A 25,706-nucleotide genomic window follows, 5' to 3' on the forward strand; every position below is an offset into this window, starting at 1 on the left:
GCATTCCCGACCATTCCGCCCAGTGAGGCCGGCACACATGGACGCCGACGATGCCACACCGCGCGAACGGCTCCCCAGCCACCCCAACCCGTACCACGCCGCGATCATGGTCGATCGTCGCGGTGCCGTGACGGGCTGGAGCCCCGGCGCCCGGCGCCTCCTCGGCCACGCCTCCGACGCCGTCATGGGACGGCCCCTCTCCGACCTCCTCGTCTCCGGCGCCTCCTCCTCGTTCTCCGCCGTCAAGGACGGCTGGCGCGGTGACCTCGACCTGCGCCACGCGAACGGCCACCGGCTCCGACTCCCCGTACGTGTCAGCGACTTCGCACGCCACGGCGCCGGCACCGAACAGATACTCCTGCTCGGCGACCCCGGAGGCGGCACCCCCGTCGACGAACACGCCCTGCTGGAATGGCTGTTCACCGACTCGCCGGTCGCCCTGACCGTCTACGACACGGAACTGCGCTGCGTCCGCCAGAACGAGGCGATGAGCCGAGTCATGGGCGTGACACAGGAGGAACGCATGGGCCGCCGCGTGGAGGACGTCCTCTTCGGCCCGGACACCCAGGCGTGGGAGGACCGCATGCGCGACGTCATGGTCTCCGGGGAGGCGGCCGTCGGCTTCCGGATCCGCGGACGCACCCGGGCCGACCCGGACCACGACCACGTCTTCTCCGCCGACGCGTCGGTCCTGCGGGACGCCGCTGGGCGCGTCCTCGGCGTCTGCGCCACGGTCGGCGACGTCACCGCGCAGCACCTCGCCCGGGAACGGCTGGCCGTGCTCAACGAGGCCAGCCTCTGCATCGGCAGCACCCTCGACGTCCCCACCACGGCACAGGAACTCGCCGACATCGCCGTCCCCGGCGTCGCCGACTTCGCCAGCGTCGACCTGCTCGAACCCCTCCTCCACGGCGACGAACCGGGCCCGGCTACGGGAGGCGCCGAACTGCGCCGCATGGCCCACCGGTCCGTCAACGAGGGCGCCCCGGAAACCGTGGTCGACATCGGGGACGTCGGCGTCTACCCGTACCGGGCGCCGCCCGTCCGCTGTCTCACCGCCCCGCGCCCCATGGTGCTGGAGACGACGGATCCGCTCGTCGTCCAGTGGTTCGAGGACGACCCGCCGCGCGCCGAGCGCGCCGAGCGGTACGGCTTCCACTCGTTCATGCTGGCCCCCATCAGGGCGCGTGGCGTCACCCTGGGGGTGACGATGCTGATCCGCTCCGGCAGCAGGGAGCCGTTCCGTGAGGAGGACGTCGTCCTCGCCGAGGAACTGGTCAGGCGGGCCGGCATCTGCCTGGACAACGCCCGCCGCTACACCCGTGAGCACACCACCGCCCTCGCCCTCCAGCGCAGCCTGCTCCCCCAGGAGCTGCCCCGGCAGCCCGCGCTCGACATCGCCTTCCGCTACCTGCCCGCCGACTCCCAATTCGGCGTCGGCGGCGACTGGTTCGACGTCATCCCCCTCTCCGGCGCCCGCGTGGCCCTGGCCGTCGGCGACGTGGCCGGACACGGACTCCACGCCTCCGCCACCATGGGGCGGCTGCGCACCGCCGTCCGCACCCTGGCCGATGTCGACCTGCCGCCCGACGAGTTGCTCACGCACCTGGACGACCTCGTCACCCACCTCGGCGCGGGGGAGGACGCCGAAGCCGGTCCCGAAACGGGCGGTGCCCAGATCTCCGGCCACTGGGCGACATGCCTCTACGCGATCTACGACCCCGTCACCCGGATGTGCTCCTTCGCCTGCGCCGGGCACCCGCCGCCCGCCGTGCTCTCCCCCGACGGGCAGGTCGACTTCGTCCCCGTGACCCCCGGACCACCGCTCGGGCTCGGCGGACTGCCCTTCGAATCACGCGAGATGGAGATGCCGGAGGACAGCGTGCTCGCCCTCTACACCGACGGCCTGCTCGGCTCGCGCGGCGACGACCTCGACGAGGGGCTGGACCACCTGCGGACCGTCCTCACCAAGCCTGCGAACTCCCTCGACTCCCTGTGCAACACCGTCGTCGACGCGATGATCCCCGACCGCGCGGCCGACGACGCGGCCCTGCTCATGGCCCGCACCCACGCCCTCCACGCCGACCGGGTCGCCGTCAAGGACCTCCCGATGGACCCGGCCGCCCTCGCCGACACACGCACCTGGGCACTCGAACAACTGGAACGGTGGGGGCTGGAGGACGCGGGCTTCGTCACGGAACTGGTGGTCAGCGAACTCGTCACCAACGCCCTGCGCTACGGGGCCCCGCCCATCCAGCTCCGCCTCATCAAGGAGTCCAGCCTGATCTGCGAGGTCTCCGACGGCAGCAGCACGGCCCCGCATCTGCGCCGGGCCCCCGTCCTGGACGAGGGCGGACGCGGACTGCTCCTCGTCGCCCAGCTCACCGACCGCTGGGGCACCCGCCCGAGCCAGGGCGGCAAGACGATCTGGTGCGAACAGCCGCTCCCCGAGGGCGGGGAGACGGTCACGGGGGCACTGGGCGCGTGGTTCGGGGAGAGCGGGTACGACGCGGGGGAGACGTACTGACCTTCGCCGGTCGCCGAGGGGCCGTCCGCGTCAAGACGGATGCGGTGCAGGGGAGTTGAACCCGTCCGGTCGCCCCGGTCCTGGAAGCCGAGGGCTTGAGATCACGTGAGAGGGAGCGAACCCGCTGCGTTTCCCCCTGCGTTCTGTCCCTGCGCCGCTGTGCGCCGCTGTCTGCCGGGTGAGCCGACGGTGAACCGGCCGGTCCGTCGGCTCGTAGTGCCGACGTGGTCGCCCGTGTGTGACCGCCGTCCGTCCGCCCACCCCGACCTCGTGGAGCACACCCGCGCATGGACCACGTATCGCCCCCCACAGCAGCGTCCACCCCCAACCGCAGGCCGCCGTCCCACCGGAGGACCAGATCCGGGTCCGGGTCCCTGAGCCTGGCCGCCCGCCGTGCGCTCGTCCTCGCCATGGCCGTCCCGGTCGCCGGGACCGTCGGCGCCGCGACCGCGGGATCGGCGTTCGCGGCCGACAAGTCCACCGTCGCGACCACCGCCGACACCACCGGAACGGACAGCGGCACCCCTGACGAGAAGATCGCCCAGAACCTCGACTCCCGCGTCGACGACAAGCGTCTGGGCACCAACCTCGACGGATTCGTCATGGACGCCGAGTCCGACCAGGTGGTGTGGGGGCACAAGTCGGCGACGGCGCTGATGCCCGCGTCCAACGCCAAGCTCGCCACCGCCACGGCCGCCCTCACCGCGATGGGCCCGGACCACCGGTTCACCACCAAGGTCGTCTACGGCGACGGAACGCTGACCCTCGTGGGCGGCGGCGACCGGCTGCTGACCGGTGAGGACGTGGCCGAACTCGCCAAGACCGCGGCCGCGGGCCTGAAGTACGCGGGCGTCGACTCCGTGAAGGTCCGGGTCGACGACAGCCTCTTCGCGGAACCCTCCCTGGCCGAGGGCTGGGACAAGAGCTACTTCCCCGGGGACATCGCGCCCGTCCGCTCCCTCGTCGTCGACGGCCACGCCGTCATGGACACCTCCGTCGACGCCGGGAAGGTCTTCGCGGCCCGCCTCGCCGACCAGGGCGTCACGGTCGACGGCAAGGTCGAGCGCAAGCAGAGCAGCCCCACGGACTTCCCCGTCGCCCAGCACCAGTCGCCGACGCTGTCCGAGACCGTCCACCGGATGCTCAAGACGAGCGACAGCAACATCGCCGAGACCCTGTTCCGCATGACGGCCCTCGCCACGGACCGGCCGGCCACCTTCGAAGGCGGCGCGGAGTCCGTGCGACAGATCCTCAGCGAGCGGTACGGCATTCCGCTCGACGGCCTCGAACTGCACGACGGCAGCGGCCTCTCCCGCGCCGACCGCATCCCGGCCTCCATGATCGCCCGCATCCTCGACCTGTCGACCGACCCGCGCAACGCCGCCACCCTCGGCCCGGTACGGGACGGCCTGCCCGTCGCGGGCGAGGCGGGCAGCACCCTGGGCCCGGAGTTCGGCCGCTTCGACGACGCCCGGTCCAAGTGCGCGGTCGGCAACGTCAGCGCCAAGACGGGCACGCTGACCGGCGCCATGGCGCTCAGCGGCGTCACCCAGGGCCAGGACGGCCGGTGGAAGGTCTTCTCCTTCATGGAGAACGACTCCAAGGCCGACCCGGCCGCCATCAGGGACGCGCTGGACGGACTCGCGGCCACCGTGAACGGCTGCTGGTCGTAACGCCGTTCGGTCCGCTCCCGTGACAGGCGTGCCACCCGCGGCGACGCCCGCCGAAGCGCACCGGCACAACACCGACGCACCGGCCCCCGGGGGACGCAGGCCACGAGCCCGCACCCCGGGGGCAGGCTGGCGTCCGGCCCCCGCCCGCTGCCACTGCCCCTCGGCGCCTACCGGGCGGACAGCGGGGCCGGCGCCTCCTGGAGCACCCAGCCGTTGCCGTCCGGGTCCGTGAAGAAGGCGAAGGAGTTCCAGGTCTCGCCCTTGCCCTCCTCCCAGCCCGACGGCCCCACGTGCTGCACCGGGCTGATGTCCACGCCCCGCCCGGACAGTTCGGCGTGCGCGGCATCGATGTCGGTCACGCAGACCTGCACGCCGTGCAACGTGCCCGGCTCCATCGCCCGCTGGGACGGGGAGGGCGGCATGCCCTGCTCCAGCGCGATCGAGCACCGTGACCCGGGCGGTGTGATCTGCACGATGCGAATGCCCGGCGCCACCTCGGTGTCGAGATCGACGTGGAAGCCGCACTGGTCCGCGTAGAACGCCTTGGCCCGGTCGACATCCGTGACGGGGACGGACAGGACCTCGATCGTGTACTCCATGATGACCTTCTCTCCCGTGATGACCCGGTTCGGCCGGTTCCGCGGACCGCAGAACGACTGTGTCACCCGCCACTGACAATCACCGCGAACCGAGCCGGTGCCGCGCCACACTTCCCTCGGCCCGGCACACCGCCGTGCCGCCCGAACCATGAAGAATCCCGGCGGGAACCGACGACACGCGTCCGGAATTGCGCCAAGAGATCCGGAAGTCCCGGACCCGGTTCCTGAGGGATGGGCGGTGGCCGCCGATGCGGCGACGCGTGGTCCGCCGGAATGTCCGCGGACATGAAAGGACCCGATCGTTGACGACGGGGGATGCGCCAACGACCGGGCTGCGGCCCAGCCTAACAAGGCCACGGCCGTGGCAGAGGCAACTGATCAGCCACACCCGGGCGTTGTGATCGGGATCACCCAACTCCCGTTCCCAGCAGGGTGGTTGGCAAGGAGGCGGAAAGAGAGCGGCAAGGACGCCACAGGGCCGGACGGCCGGAGGCGTCCCGTAGGCGCAGGCCCGAGCCCCGCCACCGTGGCCGCCACGTGACCGCCACCGCTATCCGTCACACGGACGCTCGTACGAGAGGCGGGGCAGATACTCGTCCCAATTCCCCGGTGTCAGGACACCCCGCGTCGTCGAGCAAATCCTGCGAACGGCCTCGTCGACATCGAGGTTCCAGAGCCGGACGGTGTCGGCGCCGCTCGACACTCCGAGCATGTGACTCGTGGGATCGAACGCCAGGAAATTGTTGTCCGTCTTCGTGTTGGGGCTCATCGACCGGCCGATGGGAGCGGCCTTGGACGGAAGAGCGACGTTCCACAGCCGCACCATGTTGTCGTTGCCGCCGCTCGCCAGGGTGCGGCCGTCCTGGCTGAATGTCACCGACACGACCGCGTCCGTGTGGCCGGTGAGAGGAGGGCCCAGGCGGCGAGCCCTGGAGGAGCCGGAGATGCTCCAGAGCCGGACCGTGCTGTCGTCGCTGCCACTCGCCAGGGTCCGGCCGTCCGGGCTGTAGGCGAGCTGGTTGACGGGCCCGAGGTGCCCGGTGAGAGGCGCGCCGCGGGGGACGGCATGGGGCGGGTCCCCGACCTCCCACAGCCGGATGGTGCCGTCCGCGCTGCCGCTCGCGAGCGTGCGGCCGTCCGGGCTGAAGACCAGGGAGTTGACGTACCCCTTGTGGCCGGTGAGCGGCCCGCCCAGACGGCGGGGGCCGGACGGGTCACGGACGTCCCACAGCTGAACGGTGCGGTCGTCGTAGGGAGTTGCCAGAACACGTCCGTCGGGGCTGAAGGCCAGCACGGCCCCGAAGCGGGTCCGCAACGAGACGGGTGGCCCGTAGGGGACGGGCCGAGCCGGGTCCCTCACGTTCCACAACCGCACGTCGCGACTTCCGGTCATGACCGCGAGCGTGTGGCCGTCGGGGGAGAAAGCCGGCGCACGGACCTCGCCCTCTCCGGGCCTGAACGGTCTGCCCAGCGTCACCGGCCGGTGGGGAACCCTGACGTCCCACAGCCGGATCCGTCCGTCGCGCGCCGCTGTGGCGAGCACCCGCCCGTCCGGACGGAACGCCCCGAGACGGCCGATCATGTCGGACGTCGGGATCGACCACAGGCGGACCGCGTTGTCGCCGCTCCCGGTGGCGAGGGTCCGGCCGTCGGGACTGAAACCCACGGCGTAGATCTCGCCGCTGCTCCCCGCGAGAGGTTCGCCGGCCTGCGACGGGTAGTCCGGATCGCTCACGTTCCACAGACTGGCGGTGCTGTCCGCGCTGCCGGCGGCGAGCATGTCTCCGTCCGGGCTGAAGTCCACGGACCAGACGGCACCGGTGTGGCCGCTGAGCGGCGCGCCGATCGCTCGCGCGCGGCGCGGGGCGGACACGTCCCAGAGGCGGATGGTGTCGTCCGCGCTGCCGCTGGCGAGGGTGCGGCCGTCGGGGCTGAAGGCGACGGAGTGCACTGTGGCCTCGTGGTCCGCCAGCTGGGTGCCCACGCGCTTCGGATGACGCGGATCGGCCATGTTCCAGAGCCTGATGGTGGTGTCGTCGCCACCTGCCGCCAGCGTCCGTCCGTCGGGGCTGAACGCCACCGAGCGCACGGCGGCGGTGTGGCCCTTCAGGGAACCGAGCGCCTTCGGCCGCCGCGGGCCGCCAACGTCCCACAGCCGAACGGTGTGGTCGTCACCCGCGGAGGCCAGCGTGCGTCCGTCGGGGCTGAAGGCCAGCAGATAGACGGTGCCGTGATGGCCGGTCAGGGGCGCACCGAGCGGGCGCGGGCGCCGGGGGTCCCGCACGTCCCACAGCCGGACCGTGCCGTCGTCCGAAGTGGTGGCCAGCGTCCGTCCGTCCGGGCTGAAGACGGCCGTGCTGACCCAACTCGTATGGCCCGTCAGGGGTTTGCCCAGGCGCTCGGGGCGCTTGGGGTCCCGCACGTCCCACAGGCGTACGGTCCGGTCGTAGCCGGCGGTGGCCAGGACCTGCCCGTCCGGGCTGAAGGAGGTGAGATAGACGGCGCCGGTGTGGCCGTGGAGCGGCGTGGCCAGCGGCGCGTTCACGACCGAGATCAACCGGTTGTTCGTGCCCTCGTCGTCCGGGCGCAAGCGGTGCGCGACCAGGGAGAGACGAGCGGACAGCGACGGGTCCGTGTACTGGACGCGGTCGGCTTCGGCGAGCACCTGCTCGAACTCGGCATCGTCCCGCTGCTGCCACGCGACCACCGCAGAACCGGCGGCCAGCAGCGTCAGGACGGCCAGAGCCGCCACCGCACCACGGCTGATCAGGACGATCCGCCTGCGCAGCCGCACCGAAGCGGCCAGGAACTCCGCCGCGCTCCGGGTCAGCGAGGTGTCACCGGCGGAATCCGCCCAGCCGCGGGCCTGCTCCAGACGCGAACCCCGGTAGAGCAGCGACGTGTCGCGGCTCGAGTCCTCCCAGGCCCGGCCGTCCTCCTCCAGCCGCTGTCGCAGCAGGTGGCCGTTCCGGTCCTCCTCGATCCAGTCGCGCAGGCGCGGCCAGGCGTGGAGCAGCGCCTCGTGCGTGATCTCCACGGTCTCCGCGTCGAGTGTCACCAGACGGGCGCGGACCAGCGCCTCGAGGGACTCCTCGGTCCGCTCGGGATCCGTTGCCTCCGCAGCCAGTTGGCGCCACGTTCCCCGCCTCCGCGTGGCCTGGGTGTCCTCGCCCAGCCGGACCAGCCTGAGCAGGAGCAGTCTCGCCGCGGTGCGCGCCGTCGGGCCGAGCCCGACCCAGGCCCGCTCGGCCGTCGCCGCCACCGCTCCCTGGATGCCGCCCGCCGCGCGGTAGCCCGCCAGCGTCAGCCGTCCCCCCTTCCGCCGCTGCCAGGTCGCGAGCAGGGCGTGGGAGAGGAGGGGCAGCGCGCCCGCGTCATGCGCCCCGCGAGGGCCGTCGGCCCTCACCTCCCGGACGATCAACTCGGCCAGACCGGGCTCCAGTTCCAGACCGACTGCCTTGGCCGGGCCGGTCACCGCCTCGCGCAGTTCCGCCGCCGTCAGCGGTCCGAGCACCATGTGCCGGTGCTGCAGGGCGTCGGCCAGTTCCGGATACCCGAGGCACTGCTCGTAGAAGTCGGCGCGTACCCCGAGGACGACGAGCACGGGGGCCGGCTCGTCCGTGTCGGCGGACGAGCACGCGGCGTGGAGAAGCCGGACGAAGGTGCGCGTGCGCGCCTCGTCCGAGGCGAGCGTGAAGGCCTCCTCGAACTGGTCCACGAGCAGAACGGGACGGGTGGCGGCGGACGTCGACCGGAGCGCCCAGGCCGCGACGGCCTCCCTCACGGCCTGCTCGAACCGCGGCCCACCGGACTCCTCCGTTGCCTCGTCCCTCGCGGCGGAGACGACCTGCGCGAGTTCCGGGATCCGGCGGGTCAGCTCCGCGAGGGGATCGGCCCCCGGCACGAGTTGCAGCACCTCCCTGGCCCGGCCGCTCTCCTCGCCCAGTGCGCCGCCCTGCAGCGCAGGCACCAAACCGGCGTTCAGAAGCGAGGACTTGCCCGCCCCCGAGGCGCCCACGAGCATGACCAGGCCGCCCGTACGCTCCGCCGCGCGGAGCTGAGCGACGAGGGCATCCGTGCTCCGTTCCCGGCCGAAGAACCACCGGGCGTCCTGAGGGCGGTACGAAGCCAGGCCCCGGTACGGACACACGCCACCGGGCACGGCCGGGGCCTCGACCGGCCGGTGCTCCTCCTCGTCCTCGGACGCCGCGGGGCGGTCGCCGACCGGGTCGGACAGCGCGCGCTCCCACAGACGCTGCCACCGGGCCAGGTCGTAGAGACCGGGGGACACCGGCGCGGGCCTCGAGCGCCGAGCCTGGGGGATGAGGACGTGCAACACCGCGGCGAGGGCGGTGAACTGGGCCGGCACGTTCCTGGCACGCCGCCAGTCGCTGATCCGCTGCGCCGACACCCGCACGGGCCGCCCGCGTTCGTCGACCCGCTGCAGCCGGACGACGGCCTCGGCCACCCGCTTGAGGGGAGGGTCACCGGCCTCCTTGTAGAGGAGCGCAAGACGTTCCGCGAAGGCGGTGCGTGCCCCTGAGTCGGAACTCAAGGTCTCCACTCCTCACTTCCCCCGCGCCGTACCGTCCGGACCGGAAAACTCACTCTATACAGCTGACCTGCGCATCTGCCGTCGGCATCTTGCCGGACGCCCATCGGCGGATGCGCCGGCTGGCAGGATTCACGGCACGACGGCGCACCGATCGCGCGTCGCCCGGCAGGGGCCGCACAGCTCAGCGCAGGAGAGGCACCGCGTGGCGCCGACCGTTCCTCATCGGCTTCCGCCGGCGCGGGACGACGGCTGACGACGGTCTCGGCGCATGAGCCCGAGAGGCCCGTGGAACCGGTCCCGTTCGGACCGTCATCCCAGCGCCCACGGGTCCGGCCCTCGTTCCCGCCTCCACGGCGCGGATCGCCACAGCCCGCACGTTCGGCCACCGGTCCCCACGAGGGGAGGGACCGGTGCCGGACGACGCGGTGTGCGGGAGCCGCCTGTCACTTCCGGCCGTCCCGCGCCTTGTGGCCCGGATCACCTCGGTACGGGGTGCTTTTCCGGTGCCGGGAGCGCGAGTCGCCGAAGTGACGCCAGCGAACGACGTCTGCACGGCGGAGAGTTGCCTTCGATCCGCTCCCGAAACGGTCGGGACACGCATCAGGGCCACCTCACGCATCCGTGAAGTGGCCCTCGGCTTCCGTTGGTGCGGTGAGGCTGAAGTCTCAAGATCGTGCGGAGCTTGACGCTCTCCTGCGAGGTGCGATGCAGCACGTTGAACGCCTCGCCCTCAGGGCTGTGCGCCGATGGACGTGGGGACCGACGACCGTGTCCCACTGGCCGGGGGCCGCATCGTCCAAGGGGGCGGCCCCGTCCCGGCCCGGGTGGGCAGGGACGGGGCCGACTCGCGGCCGCCGGTGCAGGATCACTTCCACCTCGAAGGAGGCGGCCGATCCGCTCCCTCACCGACCAGAGCGGATCAGATGGCGATCCTGGGGGTGTACCAGGCGTCGGAGCCGGACGGCGTCCTCTGGATCCCAATGGCCGAGTCCCGAAGCCCATTGGGGCAGGTGATCACCTTGGAGAGGTATCCGCCACGCGGCTTGAGGCCCTTCTTCAAGTCGTAGACCGTCTGGCCCGACGGCCCCGCGCAGTTCAGGAAGAACTCCGAATGGATCGTCCCGTACGTCTTATTGGTGAAGTTCAGCTGCACCTTGTTCGCACTGACGCGCATGATGCACCGCAGCACCTTCTCACCCTCACAGCGCCACACGCCGTCGCCCGCGGCGCGGGCTGCCTGGGCTTCAGCGACCGTCGCGGACGTCCCCATGAGCGCTGTCGCAGCAAAGCCCGCAACCACCATTCGAGCTGCTATTCCCACGATTCCCTCGTTCTCTCCGTACGTGCGACCAACGAACGCCGGGCATGACCCTGGGCCCGCCGACGGTGACTCGCTGCGCGCACGTGTTTCCACGTAGGAAGCTTCCAGCATTCCTCGTGGAGACGATCTTGCCACGCGCACTGCACTGGACGTCGACGTGGTGAAGTCCGGAGCAACAAGGGCAAGAAGGGCTGGATCTACTCGGCCCTGTACTCGTGAAGCCATGGCTGGGGAACCCTCTCCCCCGGCCGTAGCAACTCGCTCGTCGGGACAATCCTGACAGCCTGCGTCTGGGTCTCTGCCTGAGCCCATCAGCCTGCACTCACGACCGGCGCATTCGTCCGTCACTGTCCAGGACAGTTCTTTGCACGGCTGCCTCATGTGGCCCCCTTTGGCCCCCCTTGCTGCCTGTCAGACGCGTTGTCGGCCGTGCGTGCCGGCGTTGCGGCTAGGTTCTGTCTCTTTGGTCAGCAGCGGGTCCGGACGAGGATTGTGGCGAGGTGGAGTGCGGCCTGGTAGGCGACGGCGACTTTGTCGGTTCTCATGGCAAGACCGCAACAGGAAGCGTCTCGCGGCGGAGTACTGCCTGGTAGCCCGTCCGCCGCGGGCCGTCGGCCCGCACAACCACGCAGGGCGAGGCATGGAGTACGGTCGCTCGTTCCCGCTTCACCGACGGTCTACAGCAACGGGTCGCTCCCCTCGCCGGAGGGGCCGGAGCTCTCGAAACGGCGCAGGAGTTCCTTAAGGGCGGCCATCTCGGCAGCCAGTGCCTCGCGGCCGCGGTCGCTGATCTCCACCCAGGTGCGAGGGCGTTTGCCCTCGTAGCCCTTGGTGATCTGGACCAGCCCCTGCTGAGCCAGTACGTCGAGGTGGCGCCCGAGGTTGCCGTCGGTCAGCTGCAAGAGCTTCTTCAGGTACCTGAAGTCGGCCTGCTGGGTTTCATGGAGGACGGCCAACAGGCCCAGCCTGGTCCTCTGGTGAACCGCGTCGTCCAGTTCCGCTGTGGGGTGGTGATCCGTTTCCTCGTTCGCAGGGTTCATCCCTCGGCCCGCTCCTTGTGGAGTGCCACCAAACCGGCTGTCAGCACCAACAGGCCCAGCAGGCCACGGACCAGAACTGGCACCCAGTCAATGGTGCCATCGTAGAAGGGCTCCGGCGGAGTGACGATCTTTTCCATGATCTCGTTGACCCACCCGCCCGGGCCGACCAGGTACACGTCCTCCATCCAGGACACCACCCCCAGAGCGGCTACGCAGACGGCGAGGAAGCCGTTGCGTTGCAGCAGGGCCAGGGCGAGAAGGGCCAGGGTGATCGCGCCCATCGGCCCAATCCTCAATTGGCTGTGGCCACTCGGGGTGAGCACGGCCAGTACGAGGTTCGCCAGTGGGAGGACAGATATGAGGCAGAGCGCGGCCACGCCGTACGCGGCCACACCGTAGGCGCCCCGGCCCGAGCCCACGCCGGTCCTGGTGCGCCGGCGGCGGTACCACAGGGCGACGGCGACGAATCCCAGCGGGGCCGCCACATACCAGTAGGCCAGTGCAAGGTACGCCAGCAGGGTGCCCGGCACGAGGCAGAGCGCGGCCACACCGTAGGCGCCCCGGCCCGAGCCCACGCCGGTCCTGGTGCGCCGGCGGCGGTACCACAGGGCGATGGCGACGAATCCCAGCGGGGCCGCCACATACCAGTAGAGGACCTCGTCCACCCCCGCGCCGTAAGTGAAGGGTGCACTCAGCAGGATGATCACCCCGAGGGCGATCAGGGGGACCGAGGAGGCGCGACGGTCGGCGCGCGCTCGCTTCCTCAGCTCCTCCGCCTGGTCCAATAGTCCCCGGGTGTCCCTTGTTTCCATGACGCGCTCCTCCCGTTTTATCTCTCAGGCAGATAACTCTGCAGTGGAGAGTAATCGCCCGTCAAGAGTGAAGCGTGTCACAAGGGGCTCAACGCCCGTACACGGTTGCGGATGTAGCGATGCCCGAGGACGACAAGACTCCCGCGCGGCAGGTCATCACCGAGTACGCGCAGGCCCACTTCCGGTACTTCCGGACCGCGGACGGGACCGTCTACGCGCAGAAGAAGGGACACCCGATCGCACGCCCAATTCGCTCTCAGGGCACCTCGGGCAGTCACCGGCAGGAACTCATGGTCGGCCTGTTCGAGGGCGGCCACGGGGCATTCAGCGGCACCGCTCTGAAGGAGGCACTGGACATGATCGAAAGCTTGGCCGTGCGGCAGGAAGTCCAGCGAGTACACATCCGCGTCGCCCGGGTTCGACGGGGCCACCTGGCTCGACCTCGGTCGCAACGACGGCCAATCCGTACGCATCCACCCCGGCGGCTGGGAGATCACGGTCCCTGACCCGCAGGAAGTGCGCTGGCGCCGCACCCAGCTCACCGGCGAACTCCCGTTGCCGCTCAAGGACATCGGCGGCAAGGGAATCGACCTGCTGCTGGGCTTGTGCAACCTCGCCAACGCCGAGACCGAATCCCTCGTCATTGCCTGGCTCATCGGCTGCCTGGGGCCCTCCGTTCCGGTCCCCGCTCCGTTCCTCACCGGCCCTCAAGGGGCGGGCAAGTCCACGGCCGGGCAGATGCTCACGCGGATCGTGGAGGGCATGAGCGGAGACCTGCGCCGGGCCCCGAAGGACGAGGAGAACCTGATCGCGGCCGTGGCCGCCGGATGGATCACCGCCTGGACAACCTCTCCTACCTGACCCCGGACATGTCGGATGCGATGTGCTGCATCGTCACCGGCGCCGAGACCGTCAAGCGCGCCCTCTACACCGACGGCGACGTGTCCATCGCCCGCTACCGTCGCCCCCTGCTCATGACCGGCATCGACGTCGGCGTCATCCGCCTCGACCTCGCCGAACGTCTCCTCCGGCTCCGTCTGGAACGGCCCCGGGTGCGGCGCACCGAGGCGGAGCTGTGGGCGGAGTACGAGCCGATCCTGCCCGGGGTCCTCGGCTCGCTCCTGGACCTCGCGGTCAAGGTCCGCGCCACCGAGGCGGAGACACCGACCGACCTGCGGATGGCGGACTTCGCCCACCTGTGTGCGCAGCTGGATGAGGCATCCGGGCTGGTGATGACCCGCACCCGCCCGGCGACGGAACCCAAGCCCAAGCGCATGCAAGCACCTCATCCCGTTCATCGGAAAGGCCAAGCTGAAGGACCTCAGCGCGGACGATGTCGACGACTGGCTGGACGACAGGGCCGAGTTCCTCGCGACGCGCAGCCTTCGCGACCTGCTCGCAATCCTCCGCCGCTCCATCGAGCACGCGCAGCGCAGGGGCAAGGCCGCGCGGAACGTCGCCCTTCTCGTTACGGCGCCTGAAGGACGGCCCGGACGTCCGAGCAAGGCACTGAACTTGCAGCAGGCGGAAGCTGTGCTCGCTGCCGCTCGCCCGTCACGGCTGTACGCCTACCTCGTGCTCTCGCTCCTCAGCGGCGTGCGTACGGAAGAGGCGCGGCCCCTCACTTGGGATCACATCTTCCTTGAGACAGAGGACGGCGTGCCGCCCCATGCTGCCGCGTGGCGCTCGGTGCGCAAGCACGGTGAGACCAAGACCAGGAAGAGTCGCCGGACCATCGCCCTGCCACAACAGGTGGTCGACGTGCTCGAAGAGCACAAGCGATGGCAGAAACAGGAGCGAGCGTCGAAGGGGATGGAGTGGAGCCCGCTCGGCCGCGTCTTTACGACCCGGAGCGGCGAGCCGCTGGACGCTGCGAACGTTCGGCGTGACTTCAAAGCCATCGTGAAGAAGGCGGGACTTGTGCCGGAGTGGACTCCGCGGGAGCTGCGGCACAGCTTCGTCTCGCTGCTCTCGGACCACGGCATCCCGTTGGAGCGCATCGCGCAGCTTGTCGGGCACACCGGCCAGGCGACGACGGAGGCCGTCTATCGCAAGCAGCTTCGGCCGGTGATCACGCAAGGTGCGGAGGCGATGGACGAGATCTTTGCCCAGCGACGCGAGATGCCCGCCAACGAGGCTTGATCGAAATCCTTTGGCCCCCTGATCGGCCCCCAATAGCGTTAGAGGCCCACTCGCGATCAAGCGAGTGGGCCTCTAACCAGTGTCGGGGTGGCGGGATTTGAACCCACGACCTCTTCGTCCCGAACGAAGCGCGCTGCCAAGCTGCGCTACACCCCGAAGCAACGAGGACTACTGTAGCCGACCCTCCGCCGCAGACGAAATCGGTTAGCGGGCCCGCACAGGCCCGCGCTACCGGCTCCGGCGCCGCCTCCGAGCAGGACCGACCGCCCGCCCGCAGGACCGACCGCCCGCCCGCCGGTCCCGGTCCGGGCCCCGGACTCGGCCGCGTCAGTCCCGGCCCCGTCAGTCCCGGTCGGTCCGCGGGACCAAGGTCATCAGCGTCGCCTCCGGGGGGCAGGCGAAGCGGACCGGGGTGTAGCGGTTCGCGCCGCAGCCCGCCGAGACGTGGAGATACGACGTGCGGCCCGCCGCCTCGTGCGTCGACAGGCCCTTCACCCGGGCCGTGTCCAGGTCGCAGTTCGTGACCAGGGCCCCGTAGAAGGGGATGCAGAGCTGCCCGCCGTGGGTGTGGCCCGCCAGGATCAGGGGGTAGCCGTCGGCGGTGAAGGCGTCCAGGACCCGCAGGTACGGGGCATGGGCGACCGCCAGGGACAGGTCCGCGCCCGACTCCGGGCCGCCCGCCACCCGCGCGTACCGGTCGCGCTTGATGTGCGGGTCGTCCAGCCCCGTGAGGGCGATCTCGGTGCCGTCGCCCAGCTTGAGCCGGCCCCGGGTGTTGCTGAGCCCGACCCAGCCCGCCGCGTCGAAAGCGTCCCGCAGCCCCTCCCACGGGTTGCGCTCGACGCCGATCGCCGGGTCGTTCTTGCCGTTCAGCCCGTGCTGCCCCCGTACCTTCTCCAGCAGGTAGCGGCCGGGGTTGCGGAGCTTGGGCGCGTAGTAGTCGTTCGAGCCGAAGACGTACGCGCCGGGGAACTCCAGCAGCGGGCCGAGCGCGTCCAGGACCTCGGGCACGCCCTTCTTGTCGGAGAGGTTGTCGCCGGTGTTCACGACGAAGTCGGGACGGAGCCCGGCGAGGGACTGGAGCCAGCGCCGTTTCTTGTCCTGGCCGCACACCATGTGGATGTCGGACACATGGAGCAGGCGCAGCGGGCGCATGCCGGGCGGGAGTACGGGCACCGTCGTCCGGCGGAGCCGGAACGAGCGGGCCTCGATGCCGGCGGCGTAGCCGATACCGGCCGCGCCGACTGCCGTGATTCCCAGGGGTACTGCGTATCGCGCGCGCATGACATCCATCGTTGCAGACCCGCGGCGGAGCCGTTAATCGCGGCCGCTCTCCCCTGATCGATATTCCGGCGCGGAGCGCGGCGCGCAGGTGCGAAAATCGACGGCATGACCACGTTCAAGGACAGGCTTCGGGACGACCTCACCGCCGCGATCAAGGCGCGCGACGAGCTGCGCTCCTCCACCCTCCGGCTCACGCTCTCCGCCATCGCGACCGAGGAGGTCGCGGGGAAGTCCGCGCGGCAGCTCTCGGACGACGAGGTGCAGAAGGTGATCGCCCGCGAGGCGAAGAAGCGCCGGGAGGCGGCGGAGGCCTTCGCCGAGGGCGGCCGGACGGACCAGGCCGAGCGTGAGCGGGCCGAGGGTGAGGTGCTCGCTGAGTACCTGCCGAAGCAGCTGTCCGACGAGGAGCTGAGCGGGATCGTCGCGGAGGCCGTGAAGGAGGCCGCGGCGGGTGGCGCGGAGGGCCCCAGGGCGATGGGCGCGGTCATGAAGATCGTCAACCCGAAGGTCGCCGGGCGGGCCGAGGGCGGCCGGGTCGCTGCCGAGGTCAAGCGCCTGCTCGCGGGCTAGAGCCCACCAGCGGCGGCCGGGCGGCGGAGCAGCGGCGCGGCGCTCGGGCCGCCGGACCGGTCGGTCAGCTGTCGGGGCCCCGCGGCCGGTCCGTACGGGCGCGCGGCCGCGGCCGCCGGCCCGCCGTCACCGCGGCTTCTTGCGTCCCCGCTCCCCGCCGGGGCCACCGTCGGCACCGCCGTCCGTGAACCCGCCGTCGAGGCCGCCGATCAGGTCCGGCGGGATCGAGATGTCCGGCCACGGGTTGCCGCCGTTGCTGTTGCCCCGGCCCGGGTTGTCCGGCTTGTCCGGCCGGTCCGGCCTGCCGTCCGAGATCGGGGCCACCGGCAGGCCCGGCGCGGGCTTGCCCGCGAGCGCACCGGTCATCGCGTCCCGCCAGATCGGGCCGGGGACGCCGCCACCGAAGACCTTCGCGTGGTACTGGCCGCCGATCGTGATGTTCTCCATCGGCACCTTCGTGCCCGGGCTGCCCACCCAGACCGCGCCGGCCATGTTGGGCGTGTAGCCGACGAACCATGCGGCGACGCGGTTGTCGGTCGTACCCGTCTTGCCCGCGCTGTCGCGTCCGTCCAGTCCGGCCTGGCGGCCCGTACCGTCCTCGACCACGCCCCGCAGCAGGGCGTTCATCGTCTTCGCGGTCTTCGCCGACATGACCTTCTTGCAGGTGGACTTCGGGACGTCGAGATCCTTGCCGTTCGCGTCCGTCACCGAGTCGATCGCGACCGGGGAGCAGTAGGTGCCGTTGTTGGCGAAGGTCGCGTACGCGTTGGCCATGGCCAGCGGGGCGATGGTCGCGCTGCCCAGGGTGACCGAGGGGCTCTGCGGCAGCGCGCCGCCGTTGCCCATCTGCACGCCCATGTTCTTGGCGAGCGTGGTGACGGGGCAGACCCCGATGTCACCGATCATCGCGACGAAGTAGGTGTTGATCGACTTCGCCGTCGCCTCCTTGAGGCTGTACGGGCCGACTTCCTCGCGCGTCTCGTTCTGCACGGTCTCGGACCCGTTGTTCGACCAGGTGCCGTCGCAGGTCTGCACGGGGCTCGGGTACGGCATCTTGTTCGGCGACGGGTAGGTCTGGGACGTCGGCCGTCCCTGCTCCAGCGCGGCCGCGGCGGTGAACGGCTTGAAGGTCGAGCCGACCTGGAAGCCGTAGTTCGAACCGCCCATCCCGTGGTCGACGGACAGGTTGATCTGCGTCTCGTTGTCGCCGAAGCCGTACGGGCGGGACTGCCCCATGCCCCGGACCTTGCCGCTGCCCGGCTCGACGAGCGTCACCGCGGTGGCGACCTTGTCCTTCTGGTTGACGTGGTCGCGGATCGAGTCCTGCACCGACTCCTGGGCCTGCGGGTCCAGCGTCGTACGGATCGTCAGGCCGCCCTGGTTCCAGCGCTTGGCGCGGGCCTCCTTGGTCTTGCCGAAGACCTTGTCCTGGAGGAAGACCTCCCTGACGTAGTCGCAGAAGAACCCGGAGCCGCTGGAGGCGGTGATGCAGCCGTTCCTTGGCTTGCTGATGTCCAGGCCGAGCGGCTTCTCCTTCGCCTTGTCGGCCTGGGCCTGCGTCACGTCGCCGAGATCGGCCATGCGCTGGATCACGGTGTTGCGGCGCCGGGTCGCCTCCCGCTCGTCGTTGACGGGGTCGTAGCGGCTCGGCGACTGGACGATGCCGGCGAGCAGCGCGGCCTGCTCCAGCTTCAGGTCCTTGGCGGAGGTGCTGAAGTAGCGCTGGGCCGCGGCCTCGACGCCGTACGCCTGCTGCCCGAAGAAGGTGATGTTGAGGTAGTTCTCGAGAATCGTCTTCTTCCCGAGCTCCTCCTCCACCTGGATCGCGTACTTCAGTTCCTTGATCTTGCGGCCGATGGTCTGCTGCGTGGCCTGGGCGACCTTGTCGGGGTCGTCGCCCGCCTCCTCGACGAAGACGTTCTTCACGTACTGCTGCGTGAGGGTGGAGGCGCCCTCGGAGACGCCGCCGTCCTGGGCGTTCTTGTTGAGCGCGCGCAGGATGCCCTTCAGGTCGACAGCGCCGTGCTGGTAGAAACGCGCGTCCTCGATCGCGATGATCGCCTTCCGCATGTACGGCGAGACGTCCTTCAGCGGTACGACCGTGCGGTCGCGGGAGTAGACCGACGCGATCTGGTCGCCCTCGGTGTCGAGGATGGAGGTCTTCTGGCTGAGCGGGGGCCGCTTGAGGTTGGCCGGGATCTCGTCGAAGCCCTCGACGGACCCCTTGGCTGCCAGCCCGAGTGCTCCGGCTGCGGGCAGCGCGATGCCCGCCATCACGGCGCCTGCGAGCACGCTGATGCCGACGAACTTGGCTGCCTGTTGGGTGAGGGTCAGCCCGCCGCCGGTTCCCCCGCCGGCGCTTATGACGGAGCGCTTCTTAGCCATGGGGGCAGCCTACGTTCTCATTCGCCGGACAGGCATGCATCCATTGGCCTAAGCTGTTTCTGACGGTTACGGCGACGTGCGTTCGTATCACTCCTCTCTCCCTCCCCCGGAGTGGAGTTGTGTCCGGATTGGCGTCATGTGTCGCTCGGGTTCCGCCATGCCGTCGGGCAACCGCCCCCATCTGCCGGGTACGTCCCGTTTGCCCTCACCTCACTCCGTTGGGTGATCTGCCGCGTACGCATAGTCCGTTCGGGCCATTCAAGATTGGGCCCGCAGGGGGTGTTGCGCCTTGCCCTCCTTCCGTAACGTCCTCAACTGGCAACGGTGAATATGCCGCTGCCGCCGTGGGGGAGCCTCGATTCGGGAGAGGACGGCGCCAGCATGAGCTGGGTAACCGACTGGAGTACGAAGGCAGCCTGCCGCACGACTGATCCGGACGAACTGTTCGTTCAGGGTGCGGCACAGAACAGGGCCAAAGCGGTCTGCACCGGATGCCCGGTGCGCACCGAGTGCCTGGCCGACGCCCTGGACAACCGGGTCGAATTCGGCGTGTGGGGGGGTATGACGGAACGGGAGCGGAGGGCGTTGTTGCGCCGCCGCCCAACGGTGACTTCGTGGCGCAGGCTTCTGGAGACGGCGCGCACGGAGTACGAGCAGTCCACGGGCATCCTGCCGGTGGACGTGGACATCGACGTGGAGGTAGGTGACCAGGACTTCGCGGCGGCGGGCTGACGTACCCGCGGCACGGTCTGGTCAACGCCACCCCCCACCGGTTCGCCGACCAGGCGACAGATGCATCAGAGCAACAGAGACATCAGAAGCACGGCTCATTCAATGCCCGGGCAGCCGGCCCGGGCAGAGCCATGTCCGGGGCCCGTGCGCCGTGCACCGTGCGGCGGTCACGCGGTCCGGAGCCGTCCCACCCCGCCGGAGCCGTCGAAGAGCGGGGCTCGACGGCTCGATGGGGGAGTTCAGGCCACCGCCGGTCGCCCGTCCGCCAGCCGTGAGCCGATCGCGCGCAGCCCGTCGAGGTCGTGCACATCCCCGGGAAGCGCCGCGACTTCGGCCACCGCCACTTCCGGGTGCAGTGCGGTGAAGCGATCGCGGGTGCGCTGTTCGCGGGCGATCACCTGCATGCGTTCGGCGTGCAGGCGCAACAGCCCGGCGGCCAGGATCTCGGCCGCGTCGGGTTCGTCGGTGTCGTGGTTCTCGTCGCCCTCTGCCCTGGGGGAGCCGTCGTCGGGCGTACGACTCCCAGCTTGCCCGGGGATATGATCCACAATGCGGCCGTCGTCAAGATTTTCCGCGGCCGCCAGCGCGCGCTCCGCACCGAGCTGCGCGGCCCCGCTCCCGTGCACCCGGTTCAGTACGAGCCCGGCCAGCGGCATGTCCTCGGCGGCCAGGCGCTCCACGAAGTACGCCGCCTCACGCAGCGCGTCCCGTTCCGGGGCGGCCACCACCAGGAACGCCGTCCCAGGCGCTTGCAGCAGCCGGTACGTGGCGTCGGCGCGGGTCCTGAAACCGCCGAACATGGTGTCCATCGCGGCCACGAACGTCTGCACGTCGCGCAGCAGCTGCGCCCCCATCAGCTTGTTCAGGGTGCCGGTCATCATCGACATCCCGACGTTGAGGAACTTCATCCCCGCCCGGCCCCCGATCTTCGCCGGGGCCATGAGCATCTTGATGAACCGCCCGTCCAGGAACGACCCGAGCCGCTTCGGCGCGTCCAGGAAGTCCAGCGCCGACCGGCTGGGCGGGGTGTCGACGATGATGAGGTCCCACTCGTCGCGCGAGCGGAGCTGGCCCAGCTTCTCCATGGCCATGTACTCCTGCGTGCCCGCGAAGCCCGCCGACAGCGACTGGTAGAAGGGGTTCTCCAGGATCGCGCGGGCCCGTTCGGCATCGGCGTGCCCTTCGACGATCTCGTCGAAGGTCCGCTTCATGTCGAGCATCATCGCGTGCAGTTCGCCGCCCGCGGACCCGTCGATGCCCTCCACGCGCCGCGGCACGTTGTCGAGCGAGGCGATCCCCATCGACTGGGCCAGCCGGCGGGCCGGGTCGATGGTCAGCACGACCACCTTGCGGCCGCGCTCGGCGGCCCGTACGCCCAGGGCCGCGGCCGTCGTCGTCTTGCCCACGCCGCCCGAACCGCAGCAGACGATGATCCGCGTCTCCCGGTCGTCCAGCAGCGGGTCGGTCTCCAGCAGGGCGGCCGGTTCCAGCGCGCTCACGGTGCTCATGCCCCTTCCTCCGCCACTCCCTGCTTCCGCAGATCCGCCGCCAGCCGGTAGAGCCCCGCGAGGTCACCGCCGTCGCCGAGGAACTCCAGCTCGTACGTCGGCAGGCTCAGGCCGGTGAGTTCCGTGCGCTGCTCGCGCTCGAGGGCGAGGCGTTCCGCGTGCTCCCTGGCCTGGTCCAGCAGCGGCTCGACCAGGCGCTCCGCGTGCCCGCCGCGGCGTGCTCCGCCGAGCCCGGCCTGGGACAGCGCCTGCGCCACCGCCGCACGGCTGCCGCCCGCCGCTTCCCGTACGGCGTCGCCGTCGAGGATCTGCGGCCGCACCATGTTGATGATGACGCCGCCGACGGGCAGCCCGGCCGCGCGCAGTTCGGCGACGCCGTCCATCGTCTCCTGGACGGGCATCTCCTCCAGCAGCGTGACCAGGTGGACCGCGGTCTCGGGGGACTTCAGGACCCGCATGACCGCCTGGGCCTGATTGTGTATCGGGCCGATCCTGGCCAGCCCGGCCACCTCGTCGTTGACGTTGAGGAAGCGGGTGATGCGGCCGGTGGGCGGGGCGTCCATGACGACGTGGTCGTAGACGGGCCGTCCGTCCTTGCCCTTGCGGCGTACCGCCTCGCACGCCTTGCCGGTCAGCAGGACGTCCCGCAGCCCGGGGGCGATGGTGGTCGCGAAGTCGATGGCACCCAGCTTCTTCAGGGCCCGGCCGGCGCTGCCCAGCTTGTAGAACATCTGGAGGTAGTCCAGCAGGGCGCGTTCGGCGTCGATCGCGAGGGCGTGCACCTCGCCGGAGCCGCCCGGCGCGACCGCGATCTTCCGCTCCTCGTAGGGCAGCGCCTCGGTCTCGAAGAGCTGGGCGATGCCCTGCCTGCCCTCGACTTCGACCAGCAGAGTGCGTCCGCCTTCGGAGGCGAGGGCGAGCGCGAGGGCCGCGGCGACCGTGGTCTTGCCGGTACCGCCCTTGCCGCTGACGACATGGAGCCTGCTCATGTCCGGGAGCCTAACCAGTCGGTGCCCGGCCTACGCACGAGGCCGCCCCGCACAGGCATTACAGTCGGGCGCATGACGAAGTGGGAATACTCGACAGTGCCGCTGCTCGTGCACGCGACCAAGCAGATCCTCGACACCTGGGGCGAGGACGGGTGGGAGCTCGTCCAGGTCGTGCCGGGCCCGAACCCGGAGCAGCTCGTGGCCTACCTCAAGCGGGAGAAGGCATGAGCGCGGTCGAGGACAGGATCGCCGAACTGGGCCTGAAGCTGCCCGAGGTCGTCCCGCCGCTCGCCTCCTACGTCCCGGCGGTGCGCTCCGGCTCGTACGTCTACACCTCGGGCCAGTTGCCGATGGTGGAGGGCACGCTCCAGGGCACCGGCAAGGTGGGCGCCGAGGTGACGCAGGAGAAGGCCGCCGAGCTGGCCGGCGTCTGCGCGCTGAACGCACTGGCGGCGGTCAAGTCCGTCGTCGGCGACCTCGACCGGATCGCGCGGGTCGTGAAGGTCACCGGGTTCGTCGCCTCCGCTCCGGGCTTCACCGCTCAGCCGGGCGTCGTCAACGGTGCGAGCGAGCTGCTGGGCACGGTCCTCGGCGACAAGGGCGTGCACGCGCGCAGCGCTGTCGGCGTGGCCGTTCTGCCGCTGGACGCGCCCGTCGAGGTCGAGATCCAGGTCGAGATCGCGGACTGACACCGCGGGGCGGCAGCCGCCTTCGGGGCCCCCTCGAACATCTTCCCGGGAGCGCATAGCATCCGGCCCATGACCACCGAGAATGGGCCGGAGCCGGCCGAGCGGAAGAGCGGTCGCTGGAGCCCGGACGACTGGCCGTCGCGGATCCGCGCGCTCGCCGGCGGCGAGCTGACGCCGGTGACACCGCGCCGGGCCGCCACCGTGCTGCTGCTCCGCGACGGGCAGCAGGGCCCGTCCGTTCACATGCTGCGCCGACGCGCCTCCATGGCCTTCGCCGGGGGCGCGTACGCGTATCCGGGCGGGTCGGTGGATCCGCGCGACGAGCGCCCCGTCGCCTGGGCCGGGCCCTCGCTCGCCGAGTGGGCCGCCCGGATCGGTGTCGATGACGAGGCGTCGGCTCAGGCGGTGGTGTGCGCGGCGGTCCGCGAGACCTTCGAGGAGGCGGGCGTGCTGCTCGCCGGTACGTCGCCCGAGACGGTCGTCGAGGACACCACCGCGGACGACTGGGAGGCGGACCGCGCGGCGCTCGTCGCCCGCGAGCAGTCCTTCGCGGAGTTCCTGGACCGTCGCGGACTGGTGCTGCGGAGCGACCTGCTGCACTGCTGGGCCCGCTGGATCACCCCGGAGTTCGAGGCCCGCCGCTACGACACCTGGTTCTTCGTCGCCGGACTGCCGCAGGGGCAGCGCACCCGGAACGCCTCGACCGAGGCGGACCGCACCGTGTGGATCCGCCCGGAGGAGGCCGCCGCCGGCTACGACCGGGGCGAGCTGCTGATGATGCCACCGACGATCACCATGCTCCGGGAGCTCCAGCCGTACGCGTCGGCGGCCGAGGCCCTGGCGGCCGGGAAGGGACGCGATCTGACGCCCGTTCTGGCGCGGGCGGAGCTGCGGGACGAGGAGATCGTGCTGAGCTGGCCCGGCCACGCCGAATTCACCCTGCACATCCCCGTCGCGGAGCCCGGTCCTTCCGCGCCGACGGGTCCCGAGGGAACCACGGGAGCCGGTTCATGACCTTCGCGGGATCTCTGCCGGGCCGGCCGCGGGGCGGCGCGATCGGCGGCGCGGCCACGGCGCGGACCGTGTGCGTCCTCGCCCCGAACCCGTCCCCCATGACCCTGGACGGCACCAACACCTGGATCGTCTCCGAGCCGGACTCGGACCTCGCGGTCGTCATCGACCCGGGTCCGCTGGACGAGTCGCATCTCACCGCGGTGATCGCCGAGGCGGAGAAGGCGGGCAAGCGCGTCGCGCTCACGCTGCTGACGCACGGCCACCCGGACCACGCCGAGGGCGCGTCCCGCTTCGCCGAGCTGACCCGTACGCCCGTACGCGCCCTGGACCCGGCGCTGCGGCTCGGCGACGAGGGCCTGGAGGCGGGCGATGTGATCACGGAAGGAGGCACGGAGATCCGGGTCGTCCCGACCCCCGGCCACACCTCCGACTCGCTCTGCTTCCACATCCCGGCCGACGGCGCGGTCCTGACGGGCGACACGGTCCTCGGGCGCGGCACGACGATGGTGGCGCACCCGGACGGCAGGCTCGGCGAGTACCTCGACTCCCTGCGGCGGCTGAGGTCGCTCACGGTCGACGACGGGGTGAGCACCGTCCTGCCGGGTCACGGGCCGGTGCTGAACGACGCCCGCGGCGCCATCGAGTACTACCTCGCGCACCGGGCGAACCGCCTTGCCCAGGTGGAAACGGCCGTCGAAGCCGGCCACCGCACGGCGCCGGACATCGTGGCCCACGTCTACGCGGACGTGGACCGGACGCTGTGGCCGGCCGCGGAACTCTCGGTGCGGGCGCAGCTCGACTATCTGAGCGAGCACGGGCTGATCTGAGCGAGCACGGGCCGATCTGAGCGAGCACGGGCCGATCTGAGGCTTCCGCGTCGGACCCTCGGCCGTCCACCGGCCTCATGCTCCCGTCCGGCCGGGCTTCCCCGGCAGGAACGGCGCCGCCACTTGGAGGAAGAGGGTGCGGCGCTCCTCGGGGACGCCGAGCAGGTCCGCGGCCTCCTCCAGCGTGATGCGCCGGCCGCGCGCGGAGCGGCGCCGGGAGGCCGGTGCGGGGGCGGGCAGGTCGTCCTCGGTGAGCTTGCCGGAGCGGATGAGGACGTCCCGTACAGGAACGCCGAGTGCATGGGCCAGGCCGCGCATGGTGGCCAGGTCCGGCATGCTCTGCCGCTGCAGGAGGCGGGTGACCGCGGCACGGTGGACGCCGGCGTCGTCGGCGATCCTGGTGCGGCCTCCGCCGCGCGGGTGGTCGATGTCGTAGCCGCGGGACCTCATCAGGTCCGCCATCCAGGCGGCGAACTCCTCCAGGGTGTCCTTCGCCATGGGGCTCCCTCCGTGAGGTGCCCAGGTTAACGCGCGTGCGCGAGCGAACCACCGGCCGCAGGAGGCTGCCTTCACAGCGCCAACTCGTCTGCGGAGAGGGCGTGAAGGAATGGCGCATTGCGTGCGGACGCGCAACAAAAGCCCGCTGCCTGTGCCGGCCCGGCGGGGGCGTCGGCAGGGGTTGTGTTGAGCGGTTGCTGCGGAGAACCAACGTGCGGATGGCGTAGGGAAATTGATCGCGCGCAAGCCCTTGTTGCGCTCTCGCGCGTGCCAGTAGGTTCCCCCTAGTCGCGGCACGGTCCCCCGGCCTTCCCCCGTGGGCCCACGCGTGTCCGTGCCGCGACCGCAGGGACCCGGGGCGCGCGGCGGCGGCCCTGTCGGCATACTCGGCCGATCGCCGCCCCCGGGAGCGCCCGGTGTGCCTCCTGCGCGCCGGGCGCTGTCATGCCCGGGCGCCGTCATGGCGCGCAGCTCGAGGGCGGTCCGTATCGCGAGAAGGGGCCCCCCCCAGCGGGGGGGGCCCCGCGGGCGGGAATGGCGC

General features: G+C 71.1%; 19 protein-coding genes, 1 tRNA gene and 1 pseudogene. 10 read left to right on the forward strand and 11 right to left on the reverse strand.

What is annotated here, in order from left to right:
- Positions 1–37 precede the first annotated feature (37 nt).
- Both ABZ822_RS08270 and dacB read left to right on the forward strand, forming a co-directional pair.
- A complete protein-coding gene (locus ABZ822_RS08270) occupies positions 38–2,527 on the forward strand; it encodes a SpoIIE family protein phosphatase (RefSeq protein ID WP_360848695.1) in 2,490 nt (829 codons plus the stop codon).
- Positions 2,528–2,937: 410 nt separating this feature from the next.
- Positions 2,938–4,200: a D-alanyl-D-alanine carboxypeptidase/D-alanyl-D-alanine-endopeptidase gene (gene dacB, locus ABZ822_RS08275; RefSeq protein ID WP_360848884.1), complete on the forward strand. Its 1,263-nt coding sequence runs from the start codon at positions 2,938–2,940 to the stop codon at positions 4,198–4,200.
- 167 nt (positions 4,201–4,367) lie between these two features.
- Here dacB and ABZ822_RS08280 read toward each other — a convergent pair whose 3' ends face one another.
- From ABZ822_RS08280 to ABZ822_RS08300, 5 genes are all read right to left on the reverse strand, one after another.
- Complete coding sequence (locus tag ABZ822_RS08280) at positions 4,368–4,799, reverse strand: VOC family protein (protein WP_360848698.1); 432 nt, start codon at positions 4,797–4,799, stop codon at positions 4,368–4,370.
- A 550-nt stretch (positions 4,800–5,349) separates the two neighbouring features.
- The gene (locus ABZ822_RS08285; protein WP_360848701.1) at positions 5,350–9,363 is read right to left on the reverse strand and encodes an AAA family ATPase; all 4,014 of its coding nucleotides are present in this window, start codon (positions 9,361–9,363) and stop codon (positions 5,350–5,352) included.
- Positions 9,364–10,273: 910 nt separating this feature from the next.
- Positions 10,274–10,528 (reverse strand): hypothetical protein, encoded by a 255-nt coding sequence (locus ABZ822_RS08290; RefSeq protein ID WP_360848703.1) that lies wholly within the window; start codon positions 10,526–10,528, stop codon positions 10,274–10,276.
- A gap of 824 nt (positions 10,529–11,352) precedes the next feature.
- Complete coding sequence (locus ABZ822_RS08295) at positions 11,353–11,715, reverse strand: transcriptional regulator (protein ID WP_360848706.1); 363 nt, start codon at positions 11,713–11,715, stop codon at positions 11,353–11,355.
- The gene (locus tag ABZ822_RS08300) at positions 11,712–12,527 is read right to left on the reverse strand and encodes a hypothetical protein (protein WP_360848709.1); all 816 of its coding nucleotides are present in this window, start codon (positions 12,525–12,527) and stop codon (positions 11,712–11,714) included. The genes ABZ822_RS08295 and ABZ822_RS08300 overlap by 4 nt, the downstream gene beginning before the upstream one ends.
- Positions 12,528–12,646: 119 nt before the next feature.
- Here ABZ822_RS08300 and ABZ822_RS08305 point away from each other — a divergent pair.
- Positions 12,647–13,756: pseudogene (locus tag ABZ822_RS08305) on the forward strand (ATP-binding protein); the annotation flags it as partial.
- A gap of 286 nt (positions 13,757–14,042) precedes the next feature.
- Positions 14,043–14,669 carry a site-specific integrase gene (locus ABZ822_RS08310; RefSeq protein WP_360848712.1) on the forward strand — a complete coding sequence of 209 codons (627 nt, stop codon included), beginning with the start codon at positions 14,043–14,045 and terminating at the stop codon, positions 14,667–14,669.
- 82 nt (positions 14,670–14,751) lie between these two features.
- Here the strand turns inward: ABZ822_RS08310 and ABZ822_RS08315 are convergent.
- Positions 14,752–14,825, reverse strand: a tRNA-Pro gene (locus ABZ822_RS08315).
- Positions 14,826–15,011: 186 nt separating this feature from the next.
- On the reverse strand, positions 15,012–15,953 hold the full coding sequence (locus tag ABZ822_RS08320) for a metallophosphoesterase (RefSeq protein WP_360848715.1): 942 nt from the start codon (positions 15,951–15,953) through the stop codon (positions 15,012–15,014).
- Positions 15,954–16,058: 105 nt separating this feature from the next.
- Between ABZ822_RS08320 and ABZ822_RS08325 the strand changes: the two genes are divergently transcribed.
- Entirely contained in the window at positions 16,059–16,523 is a 465-nt protein-coding gene (locus ABZ822_RS08325; RefSeq protein WP_360848718.1) for a GatB/YqeY domain-containing protein, read from the forward strand.
- 126 nt (positions 16,524–16,649) lie between these two features.
- Here the strand turns inward: ABZ822_RS08325 and ABZ822_RS08330 are convergent, their stop codons facing one another.
- A complete protein-coding gene (locus ABZ822_RS08330) occupies positions 16,650–18,908 on the reverse strand; it encodes a transglycosylase domain-containing protein (RefSeq protein WP_360848721.1) in 2,259 nt (752 codons plus the stop codon).
- Between the two features lie 381 nt (positions 18,909–19,289).
- On the opposite strand from ABZ822_RS08330, the gene ABZ822_RS08335 reads away from it, so the two are divergent.
- The gene (locus ABZ822_RS08335) at positions 19,290–19,640 is read left to right on the forward strand and encodes a WhiB family transcriptional regulator (protein WP_360848724.1); all 351 of its coding nucleotides are present in this window, start codon (positions 19,290–19,292) and stop codon (positions 19,638–19,640) included.
- 239 nt (positions 19,641–19,879) lie between these two features.
- Here the strand turns inward: ABZ822_RS08335 and ABZ822_RS08340 are convergent, their stop codons facing one another.
- Both ABZ822_RS08340 and ABZ822_RS08345 read right to left on the reverse strand, forming a co-directional pair.
- On the reverse strand, positions 19,880–21,148 hold the full coding sequence (locus ABZ822_RS08340) for an ArsA family ATPase (RefSeq protein ID WP_360848728.1): 1,269 nt from the start codon (positions 21,146–21,148) through the stop codon (positions 19,880–19,882).
- Positions 21,145–22,137, reverse strand: coding sequence for an ArsA-related P-loop ATPase (locus ABZ822_RS08345; RefSeq protein ID WP_360848731.1), 993 nt, complete (start codon positions 22,135–22,137; stop codon positions 21,145–21,147). Before ABZ822_RS08345 ends, ABZ822_RS08340 begins: the two co-directional genes overlap by 4 nt.
- Before the next feature lie 72 nt (positions 22,138–22,209).
- Between ABZ822_RS08345 and ABZ822_RS08350 the strand changes: the two genes are divergently transcribed.
- The 4 genes from ABZ822_RS08350 to ABZ822_RS08365 all read left to right on the forward strand — a co-directional run bounded on the left by ABZ822_RS08350 (position 22,210) and on the right by ABZ822_RS08365 (position 24,667).
- The gene (locus ABZ822_RS08350) at positions 22,210–22,365 is read left to right on the forward strand and encodes a DUF4177 domain-containing protein (RefSeq protein WP_345038500.1); all 156 of its coding nucleotides are present in this window, start codon (positions 22,210–22,212) and stop codon (positions 22,363–22,365) included.
- A complete protein-coding gene (locus tag ABZ822_RS08355; RefSeq protein ID WP_360848735.1) occupies positions 22,362–22,826 on the forward strand; it encodes a RidA family protein in 465 nt (154 codons plus the stop codon). Before ABZ822_RS08350 ends, ABZ822_RS08355 begins: the two co-directional genes overlap by 4 nt.
- Before the next feature lie 69 nt (positions 22,827–22,895).
- Entirely contained in the window at positions 22,896–23,840 is a 945-nt protein-coding gene (locus tag ABZ822_RS08360) for an NUDIX hydrolase (protein WP_360848737.1), read from the forward strand.
- Positions 23,837–24,667 (forward strand): MBL fold metallo-hydrolase, encoded by an 831-nt coding sequence (locus ABZ822_RS08365; RefSeq protein WP_360848740.1) that lies wholly within the window; start codon positions 23,837–23,839, stop codon positions 24,665–24,667. The genes ABZ822_RS08360 and ABZ822_RS08365 overlap by 4 nt, the downstream gene beginning before the upstream one ends.
- Before the next feature lie 75 nt (positions 24,668–24,742).
- On the opposite strand, the gene ABZ822_RS08370 is transcribed toward ABZ822_RS08365, so the two are convergent.
- Entirely contained in the window at positions 24,743–25,165 is a 423-nt protein-coding gene (locus ABZ822_RS08370; protein WP_360848743.1) for a helix-turn-helix transcriptional regulator, read from the reverse strand.
- Positions 25,166–25,706: the final 541 nt, after the last annotated feature.

The organism is Streptomyces sp. NPDC047108 (assembly GCF_040643575.1).
GTDB lineage: Bacteria > Actinomycetota > Actinomycetes > Streptomycetales > Streptomycetaceae > Streptomyces.